Genomic DNA, 12,785 nt, shown 5'->3' with positions numbered 1-12,785 from the left:
GTATGCAGAGTTGTTTTATTTTCAGTTGTTTAATGTGACTTGTAATATAATTGTCACCTAATCGAAATATTATGTTATTTGGACTAAAAAGGTAGAGTTATTCATGGCACAGGCCGAGTTTTCATTGAAAGAACGAGATCGAAAGCGACTTATTAAAGATCGCCTTGTTCGTCTTGCAGTGACCGGTGGTGGCGTGAGTGTTCTCGGCGCCTTGATCCTCATTTTCGTCTATCTGGCGATGGTGGTTTTTCCGCTATTTTCCGATGCGGAACTAGAGACCGGTTTTGCCAGTCAGCCCATCACCACGGTCGCGCCTAAAATGCTGGCGATTGACGAGTATGGCGAGAATGCCTTTGTTGTTGGTGACCATGGTAAAGCCGAGTTCTGGTCACTCAATCATGAACGCAGTTTACCGCGTTGGAGCGAGAGCTTGCCGTTCGCGCCTGTGAAGTTCACCACCACGACACCCGACAGCGGCTGGTTTGCGGCCACGGATGCTGACAATAATGTTTATGTCGCGCGTCCTCAATTTACGTATTCGGTCACTAAAAATGGCCGTGTATTCACTCCCGAGCTTGAAGCGCTGTCGCTGCCAGCAAACTGGTCGCTCATTCCCCGTTCGCTGTCTATAACCCAGCTCAGTGCCGCGGTAACCGACAGTCAGGCATTTTTTGCCGTTTATCAGTCGAACCAACAGGTGTCGGTGCATTGGGTAAGTCTGGACGCGCCGCAAGTGCCGCAGCAATTTACTTTTTCTTCGTCGTTTGAGCAGTTGGATCAGATGCTGCTGACGCCGGATGGCAAAACCTTGTATCTGCGCAGCGGTTCTGAGTTAGTGATTGCCGAGCTGACACACGATCAATATCAGGTGCGCGACATCGTGGATCTCAGTCAGGGGCAGCAAAAACATGCGGTGCAGACTATCAATCTGTTGTCCGGTGCGTATTCACTGCTGGTGACGCATCGCGATGGTTTGGTGACGCAGTGGTTTGATGTGCTCAAACAGGGCGAGCGGCATCTGACGTTGATCCGCGATTTCAAACTGGCTTCCGAAGTGACGTTTCTGCTGCCGGATACCTATCGCAAAGGCTTCTACAGTTTCTATCGCAACGGTACGGTGCAGAGCCACTACACCACCAGTGAAAAATTGGTGATTTTCGAGCGCGCCTATCAACAGGCTCCGGCGCTGGCGGCGATGTCGAGCAACGAACGTTATCTCGCCACGTATGACAGCGGCAGAATCAGCGTCGCCAAAATCGATAACGGTTATCCGGAAGTGTCATTCTCTTCGCTGTGGCAGAAAGTGTGGTACGAAAGCTACCCAGAGCCCCAGTATGTGTGGCAGTCCACATCGGCCAGCGATGAATTTGAGGCCAAATTCAGTTTGGTGCCGATTGCGTTTGGTACGCTGAAGGCGGCGCTGTATGCGATGCTCTTTGCCGTACCGGTGGCGGTATTTGGCGCAATTTATACCGCGTACTTTATGGCGCCGAAAATGCGCCGTGTGGTGAAACCCACTATCGAGTTAATGGAAGCGCTGCCGACGGTGATTATCGGTTTTCTGGCCGGGTTGTGGTTTGCGCCGTTGGTGGAAAGCCACCTGACGTCCATCGTGGCCCTGTTCCTGTTTTTGCCGCTGTCGACCGTGATCATCGGATTGTTGTGGTCACAACTGCCAAAGACCGTGCTGCGTAAAATGGCTGGCGGCTGGCATGCGCTGATCCTGATCCCTGTTCTGTTGGCCGTGGCGACAACGATTCTCTCCTACAGCAGTGAAATCGAGCTGTGGCTGTTTAGCGGCGACGTGCGCGTCTATCTCGCGCAGCACGGTATCGATTTTGACCAGCGCAATGCGTTGGTGGTCGGGTTTGCGATGGGCTTTGCAGTGATCCCAACCATTTTCACCATCGCCGAAGATGCGATTTTCTCTGTGCCGAAGCATCTGTCCGACGGCTCTCTGGCCCTGGGGGCGACGCCCTGGCAGACTCTGACACATGTGGTGCTGCTCACCGCCAGTCCGGGTATTTTCTCAGCGGTGATGATGGGCCTTGGCCGCGCGGTCGGTGAAACCATGATCGTGCTGATGGCGACAGGCAATACGCCGATCCTTGACTGGAACATTCTGGAAGGGATGCGCACTTTATCGGCGACGATTGCGGTGGAATTGCCGGAGTCTGAAGTGGGCAGTTCGCATTTCCGTATTCTTTTCCTGGCAGCCCTGCTGCTATTTATCTTCACGTTTGCAGTCAACTCCCTGGCTGAATGGGTACGCCAGCGACTGCGTGCCAAGTACCGTGCGCTGTAGTGGGGGATGCGATGAAAACGATAAATTGGGTTCGCTCCGGCGCCCCATGGATATGGTTAACGGGTGGGGCGGTCAGTATCAGTCTGATTTCCGTTCTCGGCTTGTTGTTGTTGATTGGCTGGAAAGGTTTAACCTATTTCTGGCCGGCGCCTTTATACCAATGGCAAGACGCCAACGGCCAAACGTTAGTGGGGCAGTTGTACGCCACCGAGTCGGTGCCCGTGAGCCATCTGAGCGAGATGGGGATTGACCTGCCCGCTGCGGTTAAAGATACAGGCACAGCGACCCGCTTAAGTATTAAAGTGGCCAACCGCGAATTGTATGGCGCTGATTTTGTTTCGATGCTGAGCATGAAATTGTCTGAGCCGACCAAGCCGCATGGCTGGATTGTGATAGAACGTGCCCGTGACGGTCAGTTTTACGGTAAGCCTGTCGGATATGAACAGGTCAATGGCAATGTCAGCGAACATATTGATACGCTGCTTGAGCAAGGTCTGGAGCAAGCGGATGTGCTGCGTAAGCAGATCGATCAGGTGGTCAATGAACAGATTCGTGTCATTGGCAGCAGCATTGAAAAGCTGCGACTGGAAAAGCGGCGCCGCGAATTGAATGGCAAGCTGGACGAGGCGTATCTGACCCAGTACCAGCAGCGCAAAGCGCAGTTGGATCAGCAACTGGCCAAAGCTGAAGAGCATCTGGACTCGCTGCGTGCTCAGATGGAGCGCCAGGTGTTGATTGCTCAGGATATGAAAGGCGATACCGTGCGTATTCCGCTGAGTCAGATCCTTGATTACTGGTTCCCGAACGACATGAACCTGACGCAGAAAATCGTTCAATGGGGTAAGCAGGTATGGGTCTTTCTGTCGGACAATCCGCGCGAGTCCAACTCGGAAGGCGGCGTTTTCCCGGCGATTTTCGGTACGGTCTTTCTGGTGTTGATCATGTCGATTATCGTCATGCCACTCGGCGTGGTCGCGGCAGTGTATCTGCACGAATACGCCAAAGATAATGCGTTCACCCGCATCATTCGCGTAGCGGTAATTAACCTCGCAGGTGTACCATCGATCGTATACGGCGTGTTTGGTCTCGGCTTTTTCGTTTATACCATCGGTGCCTCCATCGATAGCCTGTTTTATGCCGAGCGTTTGCCTGCTCCGACATTTGGCACGCCGGGGCTTTTATGGTCGGCTCTAACGCTGGCGGTCCTGACACTGCCGGTCGTGATCGTGGCGACCGAAGAGGGCCTGACGCGCATTCCGATCTCCGTACGTCATGGCTCATTGGCACTGGGTGCGACGCAGTTTGAAACCATCTGGCGCATTGTTCTGCCGATGGCGAGCCCTGCTATGATTACAGGACTGATTCTGGCGATTGCCCGTGCGGCAGGCGAAGTGGCACCACTGATGCTGGTGGGGGCGGTCAAACTGGCGTCCAGTCTGCCGGTGGATGGCGAGTTCCCGTTTGTGCATCTGGAGCGCAAATTCATGCACCTTGGTTTTCACATCTATGATGTCGGTTTTCAGACCACCAACATTGAGGCCGCGCGGCCGTTGGTGTACGCCACTTCATTTTTACTGGTGACGGTCATTGTGGCGTTGAACCTCACGGCCATCAGCATTCGTAATAATTTACGTGAGAAATATCGAACCTTAGGACAAGATTAAACATGTTTTCTGTCAACCAAACACTGGGGTACCAACCACCTCTGGATGTCAACAACTTAACCGACAAACAGACCGCGATCGCGATCGAAGGGTTAAATCTGTTTTACAACCAGACCCGTGCGCTGAGCGATATTTCGATGCGGATTCCGAAAGGTCAGGTCACGGCGTTCATCGGCCCGTCGGGCTGTGGCAAATCGACCCTGCTGCGCTGCATTAACCGCATGAACGATCTGGTGGAAGGTTGCCGGGTTGAGGGCGAAGTCAAACTGCACGGTAAGAATGTCTATCTGCCGGAAGTGGACGTGCCGACTCTGCGCCGCCGGGTGGGGATGGTGTTTCAGCGCCCGAACCCGTTTCCAAAGTCTATTTACGAGAACGTTGTCTACGGACTGCGCCTTCAGGGGATCAAAAACAGCCGTACGCTGGACGATGCGGTGGAGCGTTCATTGCGCGCGGCCGCCCTGTGGGATGAAGTGAAAAACCGCCTGCATGAAAACGCGTTTGGTCTGTCTGGCGGTCAGCAGCAGCGTCTGGTGATCGCACGTGCGATTGCGATTGAGCCCGAAGTGTTGCTGCTCGATGAGCCCACCTCGGCTCTGGACCCGATTTCGACGCTCACGATTGAAGAGCTGATCCACGATCTGAAAACCAAATACACCGTAGTGATCGTGACCCACAATATGCAACAGGCAGCAAGGGTCAGCGACCACACTGCCTTTATCCATATGGGAAAATTGATCGAGTACTCAGATACCGATTCTATTTTCACGTCACCATTGAAAAAACAGACCGAAGACTACATTACTGGCCGATACGGCTAACCGGCAACAAGCGAAGGATTCATCATGCAATTAGGACGACATATCTCAGGGCAGTTTAACGTTGAGCTGGAGTCTATTCGAACTCATGTATTAACCATGGGTGGATTGGTGGAGCAGCAGTTGTCGTTTGCTATGCAGGCGCTCAATAAAGATGATATTGAGCTGGCGCGTAAAGTGGTGCGCGATGATCACAAAGTCAACGCGATGGAAGTGTCGATCGACGAAGCCTGCACGCGCATTATTGCCAAACGTCAGCCTACGGCCAAAGATCTGCGCCTGATTATGGCGATCATCAAAACCATCACTGATCTGGAACGCATCGGCGATGTGGCGACCAAAATGGCGTATGTGGCGATTGAAAGTCCGTCGACCAAAGAGAGTAAATTTCAGGTGTCTTTGGAGCCGTTGTGTCGTCAGGCGATTGCGATGCTGCATCAGGTGCTGGATGCGTTTGCGCGCATGGATGTGGAATCGGCTGCTGAGGTGTACAAGCTCGATGACAAGCTGGATAAAGAGTACGAAGCGGTGATCCGTCAGTTGATGACCTACATGATGGAAGACCCGAAAAATATTCCGCATATTCTGCAAGTCATGTGGTCGGCGCGCTCGATTGAACGGGTGGGGGATCGCTGTCAGAACATCTGCGAATACATCATCTACTTCGTCAAAGGCAAAGACGTGCGTCATTTAGGCGATCAGGGCATCAATGACGCCCTGCGCTAACCACTCACCCATCAATATTTCAGCGGCACAAACGTCTGTTCATCTAGTGGTGAGCGGACGTAACCCTCTTTATTCAATTCCGGCAGAGTGACTGGCGGATACTCAACGTTGCGGTACTCAATTTGGCTCAGCAGATGACTGATGCAGTTGAGGCGCGCACGACGTTTGTCGTCTGACGGTACCACCCACCACGGACAATGTTTGGTGTCGGTGTAGGCGAACATCTTGTCTTTGGCTTTGGAGTAATCGGCCCAGCGGTGGCGGGATTCGAGATCCATCGGGCTGAATTTCCAGCGTTTGATTGGGGTTTTGATCCGTTCCAGAAAGCGCTTTTCCTGCTCTTCATCGGACACAGAAAACCAGTATTTAAGCAGAATGATGCCGGAACGTTGCAGCATGCGCTCAAACTCCGGGCAGGATCGCAGAAACTCTTCGTACTCTTCGCCCGTGCAGAAGCCCATCACTTTCTCGACTCCGGCGCGGTTATACCAGCTGCGGTCAAACAGTACGATTTCACCGCCAGCAGGTAAATGCGTCACGTAACGCTGAAAGTACCACTGGGTTTTCTCTTTTTCGGTGGGAGCCGGCAACGCGGCCACGCGGCACACCCGCGGGTTTAGTTTTTCGGTAATGCGTTTGATGACGCCGCCTTTGCCCGCAGCATCACGCCCTTCAAAAATCACCACGACTTTGAGTTTTTCGTGTTTGACCCACTCTTGCAGTTTCACCAGCTCAACTTGCAGACGCTCCAGCTCCTGCTCATAAAATTTTCTTTTTAGTTTGGTCATAGTTCCCTCCGTTGATAACAAAATCATAGCACCGACGGAGGGGATAAACAGAGCTAGCTGATTGATTTCAGAACGGATGCCGTGCGGCGAATCGCATCGGTATCGGTGATCGGCACGATGAAATCGTCTTGATCGCTGGCGCCCATTTTGCTCTCTGGAGCAACAAAAGCCATGTGGCTGGCACGTGTAGTTTTGCCAGACAAGTGCAATTCAGTGACTCCGGTAGTCTGCGCCAATTGGCCGACGTTGTCGGCATTGACGCCAGCACCCGCCATGATCGCGATGCGCCCGGCGCTGCGTTGAACCAGTTCTGTCAGCATGTTCGCGCCTTGCGGGGCTGTGCGCGCCAGTCCTGAGGTCAAGATGCGTTCGCAACCCAGCGAAATGACCGTTTCCAGTGCGGAAAACGCATCGTTGCACTGATCGAACGCGCGGTGAAAAGTGACGCCCAAGCCCAGCGACTGTGCCAGTGAGACCAAGTCTTGGCTGCGCTTAGCATCAATGCTTCCATCTTGATTGAGTAACCCCAGCACCACGCCTTGCAGCCCGGCCTGGTGTGCGGCGTGAATATCCAGCTTCATGATGGCGATGTCTTCATCGCTGTAGAAGAAATCGCCCTGACGTGGCCGAATCATGGCATACACCGGAATGTTCGCGACCTTTGCCGCCTGCTGCATAAAACCATAGCTGGGAGTTAAGCCACCCAAGGCCAATGAGGAGCACAGTTCAATACGCGTCGCGCCGCCTGCCATCGCATTGTGCAGAGATTCAATATTGTCGATACACACTTCAAGTTGATAAGACATTGTCAGATTACTCATGAGAAACAGTGGACGAAGTGTAGCAAGCCTGAGTTGTCTCGTCTGTCTGCCGGGGGTGAGAAATAGGGGTAAACTTTGTGGGTGCATGTTTCCCTATATTGCAGGGTAAAGGATGTAAAAAAGCCCCGGACAATGTCCGGGGCTTGAAATGACTTTACTTAAACTGATTGGCGTTGCGTTATTCGCTTATAAGATTCCAACCACAAACCCGAGTTGAGCGCGGGTGTTTAAGTGTTTCAATTATTTTTTGCCTAGGTCAGCAGTGTGCTCAGACAGGTAAGCAGCTACGCCCGCTGGAGAATCTTTCATACCAGCTTTACCTTCTTCCCACTGTGCAGGACATACTTCACCGTGAGTTTGGTGGAAGTTCAGAGCGTCAACCATGCGCAGCATTTCGTCGATGTTACGGCCTAGTGGCAGGTCGTTAACTACTTGGTGACGTACCATGCCGTCTTCGTCGATCAGGAAAGAACCACGGAAAGCAACGCCCGCTTCTGGGTGCTCTACGTCGTATGCTTTACAGATTTCGTGTTTAACGTCAGCAACCAGTGGGTATTGAACTTCACCGATACCGCCGTTTTCAATCGCAGTGTTACGCCATGCGTTGTGAGAGAACTGAGAGTCGATAGATACGCCGATTACTTCTACGCCTTTCGCTTTGAAGTCTTCGAAACGTTTGTCGAATGCGATCAGTTCAGATGGGCAAACGAAAGTGAAGTCTAGTGGGTAGAAGAAAACAACCGCTTTCTTACCTTTAGTGAATTCAGCGAAGTTGAAGTTATCAACGATTTCACCGTTACCTAGCACTGCTGCAGCAGTAAAATCAGGGGCTTGACGACCTACTAGTACCATTTTTTTGCTCCTAAGATTAATGGTTAGTTCCGGAACCGCAGACAATAGCGGACCCAGTCCGTGTATGTACGAGACAAACTATAGTACAGAATGTAGTATAGAAAAAAGCGAATTAAATAGATTGAGTTAATCGAAAAAAGCGATGAGCTTATCTTTTGCTCGATGAAAAAAATGGATACAGAACAAAGACTAAAACACGATGATTAAATGGCCTAGTTTGAAGCAACTGCATTACCTGGTGACACTGCATGAGACTCGTCATTTCAGTGATGCGGCGGAGCGGTGTTTTGTCAGCCAGTCGACTTTGAGTAAAGGCATTCAGAACCTTGAAGCGCTGATTGGTTGCCCGCTATTTGAAAAGAAAGATAAGAAAAGTCCGCTGGTGTTCACTCATGCGGGCGAACAGGTTGTAAAACGCAGCCGCGAGTTGTTGGCGCGTGGTCAGGATCTGATTGAACTGGGGAAACAGTGTCAGGGCGGAGAGATGGAAGGGCAGCTGAAATTGGGTTGTATTCCGACCATCGCGCCATTTCTGCTGTGCGATCTGGTTCAGGAAGTGAATGTGCGCTATCCCAACCTGCATCTTCTGTTACGTGAAGACACCACGGCTAATCTGCTGACGGCGTTGCGTAATGGTGAACTGGATGTGCTGATCCTCGCGTTGCCGATGGAGATTGGCAATATGGAAAGCCGGGTGGTTGGCCAGGATCCGTTTCGCATGGTGATCAGTCGTCATCAGGCGGATGGTATTCGCGTACCCATCAAATACGATGATTTGCCGGACGAGTCGGTGTTCCTGTTGGAAAACGAACACTGCCTGACAGAGCATGCGGTCTCGGCATGTAAACTGACCGACAAAGAGAAAATTAACCCTTTTACCGCCACCAGTTTACATACGCTGGTACAGATGGTGGCCAATGGCCTCGGCACAACGTTTATTCCGCAGATGGCGATTGAACATGGTTTGTTGGACAACCAGAATTTGGTGGTGATCGACCCACCAGGACAACAGGCGTATCGTGAAATTGGCTTGGTATGGCGACCGAGTTCGTCGCGCAGTCACACTTTTGAACGCTTGGCAGATGTAGTTTCTGAACTGCTATAGCGAATAGTCGTACCAGCAAGATAAAAAAATCCTAGTGAAAACACGCTGAGTCTGGCGTGTTTTCTGGTTTATTCCTCTGTTGGTTACTTTTTAATTGTAAAATTTTACAGAAACTTATTTTTGAACCTTTCATAAAATCGTAAAAATTCACAAAGTAAATTTTACAGATTTCACACCGGATGTTGTTTCAAAAATCCGCTGCGATTTCACTTCCCGCCTTTAAAACCCAACCTTTGATCCACGTCGTGATGCGGTGCCGTGCTGTTTTAAATCGATTTTGCACTTTAGAATTAATGTAATTTTATTACGTAATAACTTACATTTTTACCTAGCATTTCAAGCATGAGTTTGAAACGGAATAAAACTTCAAATTTCACCTTTGATTAACTTTTGGTCTTTTCGCTTAACGCCTTATCGGGTAAGGTTTAATTAAGTTTTGTAAGACTTATGTCTAGGTTAGAAAGTCTTGAATATGACCCGGTTCTGAGGGAGTGTATAGACACCGGGGGAACAAATTAGCCCAATAAACGCAAGATGAAATTTGTAGTCTGAAAATTACAAATGAGGTCTTGAGAACGATTCTAAGGAAGGACGTTATGCTTGCTCAAACGCCAGACAAAGATTTAGCACACCGCCAATCCACTACTAGCGAAGGCATGCTTGAGGTGACCGGAACTCTGTCTTCGGCACATCAGGCGATTTTCCCTGTGGAAGCCCAAACCTTTTTATCTGAGTTGTGTGCTCAGTTTGCCTCACGTGTCGACACGCTGCTTGCGGCGCGAGAACAAAAACAAAGTCAGATCGACCAAGGCCAACTGCCAGATTTCCTCAAAGAGACGCAAGATATTCGCGAAGGAAGCTGGAAAATCCTGGGGATTCCGCAAGATTTGCAGGATCGCCGCGTAGAAATCACTGGTCCAACGGATCGCAAAATGGTGATTAACGCGCTGAATGCGAACGTAAAAGTGTTCATGGCTGATTTTGAAGACTCAATGGCGCCAGCGTGGGACAAAGTACTGGATGGCCAAATCAACCTGCGTGATGCGGTTAACGGCACCATCAGTTACACCAACCCGGACAACGATAAGCGTTACGAACTGACGGACGACCCTGCGGTGCTGATCTGCCGCGTGCGTGGCCTGCACCTCAAAGAAAAACACGTCACTTTTGGCGGCCAGATAATTCCCGGTGCTCTGTTCGACTTCGCGCTCTATTTCTTCAACAACTACAAAGCGTTGCTGAAAAAAGGCAGTGGCCCGTACTTTTATCTGCCAAAACTTCAGGCGTATCAGGAAGCGAAATGGTGGAGTGAAGTGTTCCACTTCACCGAAGATTACTTTGGACTGGAAACGGGCACCATCAAAGCCACGGTGCTGATTGAAACTCTGCCTGCGGTGTTCCAGATGGATGAAATTTTGTTTTCACTCAAAGAGCATATCGTGGGGCTGAACTGCGGCCGCTGGGATTACATCTTTAGCTACATCAAAACGTTGAAAAAACACAGCGACCGTGTGCTGCCGGATCGCCAGGTGGTGACGATGGACAAACCGTTCCTCAACGCCTACTCACGTTTGCTGATTTACACCTGCCATAAACGCGGCGCGTTTGCGATGGGCGGTATGGCGGCCTTCATTCCGGCGAAAGACCCGGCAGAAAATGCCAAGGTGCTGGAGAAGATTCGCAACGACAAAATGCTGGAAGCGACCAACGGCCACGATGGCACTTGGGTTGCACACCCGGGCTTGGCAAATACCGCAATGGAAGTGTTCAACCAAGTACTGGGTGAGCGCAGCAATCAGTTAGATGTCAGCCGCATGTCGGATGCACCGATTCACGCTGAGGAATTGCTGGAACCGTGTGACGGTCCGCGCACTGAAGCGGGTATGCGCCACAACATTCGCGTTGCGCTGCAATACATCGAGGCTTGGATCTCTGGCAATGGTTGTGTGCCGATTTACGGGCTGATGGAAGATGCCGCGACGGCTGAAATTTCCCGCGCCTCTATCTGGCAATGGATTCAGCACGGTAAATCACTCGATAACGGCCAACAGGTGACCAAACAGTTGTTCCGCGATTATCTGGCGGAGGAAATCGAGGTGGTGAAAGCGGAAATCGGTGAGCCACGTTTCAATGCAGGCCGCTTTGAAGAAGCCGCGCAACTGATGGAAACACTGACCACCAGTGATGAACTGACCAATTTCTTAACCATACCGGGTTACGACTACTTAGCGTAATACCACTTATAACAACACTAACGTGAAACTAACGATTCAATATCAGAGCCTGTTGTACTGATAGCGAAAAGGACGACCATGCGCATGCCGAGCGCTGCGTATTACAAGAAGGGATAGATTATGACACTGACTCGCCGCCAACAAATTGAAGCTCTGGAAAAAGATTGGGCAACTAACCCACGCTGGAAAAACGTAAAACGTACCTATACCGCCGAAGAAGTAGTGAACCTGCGTGGTTCAGTCACACCAGCTAATACAATCGCCCAGCGCGGTGCTGACAAACTGTGGTCACTGGTCAATGGTAGTGCCAAGAAAGGCTATGTGAACTGTCTGGGCGCACTGACGGGTGGTCAGGCGGTGCAGCAGGCGAAAGCCGGTATCGAAGCGATTTATCTGTCGGGCTGGCAGGTGGCGGCGGACAACAACACCGCGGGCACCATGTACCCGGACCAATCGCTTTACCCGGTTGACTCTGTACCGAGCGTGGTGAAGCGCATCAACAATGCGTTCCGCCGTGCCGACCAGATTCAGTGGTCTGGCGGTAAATCACCAGAAGATGAGGGCGGTATTGATTACTACCTGCCTATCGTGGCGGATGCGGAAGCGGGCTTTGGTGGCGTTCTGAATGCTTACGAGCTGATGAAGTCGATGATTGAAGCGGGCGCTGCGGGCGTGCACTTCGAAGACCAACTGGCGTCAGTCAAAAAATGTGGTCACATGGGTGGTAAAGTATTGGTCCCAACTCAAGAAGCGGTGCAAAAACTGGTTGCGGCGCGACTGGCGGCTGACGTGGCGGGTACCACCACTCTGGTGATTGCGCGTACCGATGCCAACGCGGCTGACCTGCTGACTTCAGATTGCGATCCATACGATGCCGATTTCATCGTTGGTGAGCGCACCGCAGAAGGGTTCTATCGCGTGCGTGCCGGGATTGATCAGGCGATTGCCCGTGGTCTGGCTTACTCGCCATACGCTGATTTGGTGTGGTGTGAAACGGCAAAACCGGATCTGGAAGAGGCGCGTAAGTTCGCAGAAGCGATTCACGCTCAGTACCCGGATCAACTGCTGGCTTACAACTGCTCGCCATCGTTCAACTGGGAGAAAAATCTGGATGCGGAAACCATTGCAAAGTTCCAGCAGGAACTGGCGGACATGGGCTACAAATACCAGTTCATTACTCTGGCCGGTATTCACAACATGTGGTTCAACATGTTCGAACTGGCGCACGCTTACGCGCAGGGTGAAGGCATGCGTCACTACGTGGAAATGGTTCAGCGTCGTGAATTCCAGGCAGCAGAAAAAGGCTACACCTTCGTGGCCCACCAACAAGAAGTGGGCACCGGCTACTTTGATAAGATGACCAACACCATCCAAGGTGGTCAGTCATCGGTCACTGCCCTGACTGGTTCTACAGAAGAAGACCAGTTTTAACTGAGTTCCCTTACCTCAGTGAGTTAAAAACGATAATCTGT

10 protein-coding genes are annotated in these 12,785 nt (G+C 51.3%); 7 read left to right on the top strand and 3 right to left on the bottom strand.

What is annotated here, in order from left to right:
• Nucleotides 1–103: 103 nt before the first annotated feature.
• From JIG40_RS16660 to phoU, 4 genes are read left to right on the top strand one after another with little or no spacing between them, the layout of a single operon-like run.
• Nucleotides 104–2,305 (top strand): ABC transporter permease subunit, encoded by a 2,202-nt coding sequence (locus JIG40_RS16660; RefSeq protein WP_158142349.1) that lies wholly within the window; start codon nt 104–106, stop codon nt 2,303–2,305.
• Nucleotides 2,306–2,316: 11 nt separating this feature from the next.
• Nucleotides 2,317–3,969: a phosphate ABC transporter permease PstA gene (pstA, locus tag JIG40_RS16655; RefSeq protein WP_199465673.1), complete on the top strand. Its 1,653-nt coding sequence runs from the start codon at nt 2,317–2,319 to the stop codon at nt 3,967–3,969.
• Nucleotides 3,970–3,971: 2 nt separating this feature from the next.
• Nucleotides 3,972–4,790: a phosphate ABC transporter ATP-binding protein PstB gene (gene pstB, locus JIG40_RS16650; RefSeq protein WP_020429880.1), complete on the top strand. Its 819-nt coding sequence runs from the start codon at nt 3,972–3,974 to the stop codon at nt 4,788–4,790.
• Nucleotides 4,791–4,814: 24 nt separating this feature from the next.
• Nucleotides 4,815–5,513, top strand: coding sequence for a phosphate signaling complex protein PhoU (gene phoU / locus JIG40_RS16645; protein WP_004729452.1), 699 nt, complete (start codon nt 4,815–4,817; stop codon nt 5,511–5,513).
• Nucleotides 5,514–5,524: 11 nt separating this feature from the next.
• On the opposite strand, the gene ppk2 is transcribed toward phoU, so the two are convergent.
• From ppk2 to JIG40_RS16630, 3 genes are all read right to left on the bottom strand, one after another.
• Nucleotides 5,525–6,301, bottom strand: coding sequence for a polyphosphate kinase 2 (gene ppk2 / locus JIG40_RS16640; protein WP_143683376.1), 777 nt, complete (start codon nt 6,299–6,301; stop codon nt 5,525–5,527).
• Between the two features lie 53 nt (nt 6,302–6,354).
• On the bottom strand, nt 6,355–7,107 hold the full coding sequence (locus JIG40_RS16635) for a copper homeostasis protein CutC (protein WP_199465672.1): 753 nt from the start codon (nt 7,105–7,107) through the stop codon (nt 6,355–6,357).
• Nucleotides 7,108–7,362: 255 nt separating this feature from the next.
• Nucleotides 7,363–7,974, bottom strand: coding sequence for a peroxiredoxin C (locus JIG40_RS16630; protein ID WP_020330628.1), 612 nt, complete (start codon nt 7,972–7,974; stop codon nt 7,363–7,365).
• A gap of 199 nt (nt 7,975–8,173) precedes the next feature.
• On the opposite strand from JIG40_RS16630, the gene JIG40_RS16625 reads away from it, so the two are divergent.
• The 3 genes from JIG40_RS16625 to aceA all read left to right on the top strand — a co-directional run bounded on the left by JIG40_RS16625 (nt 8,174) and on the right by aceA (nt 12,744).
• Complete coding sequence (locus JIG40_RS16625; RefSeq protein ID WP_020330629.1) at nt 8,174–9,079, top strand: hydrogen peroxide-inducible genes activator; 906 nt, start codon at nt 8,174–8,176, stop codon at nt 9,077–9,079.
• A 596-nt stretch (nt 9,080–9,675) separates the two neighbouring features.
• Entirely contained in the window at nt 9,676–11,313 is a 1,638-nt protein-coding gene (aceB, locus tag JIG40_RS16620) for a malate synthase A (protein ID WP_199465671.1), read from the top strand.
• A gap of 120 nt (nt 11,314–11,433) precedes the next feature.
• Nucleotides 11,434–12,744: an isocitrate lyase gene (gene aceA, locus JIG40_RS16615; protein WP_199465670.1), complete on the top strand. Its 1,311-nt coding sequence runs from the start codon at nt 11,434–11,436 to the stop codon at nt 12,742–12,744.
• Nucleotides 12,745–12,785: the final 41 nt, after the last annotated feature.

This window comes from Vibrio sp. bablab_jr001 (genome assembly GCF_016464285.1).
Lineage (GTDB): Bacteria > Pseudomonadota > Gammaproteobacteria > Enterobacterales > Vibrionaceae > Vibrio > Vibrio fluvialis.
This window is presented reverse-complemented; position numbering and strand designations above follow the sequence as displayed.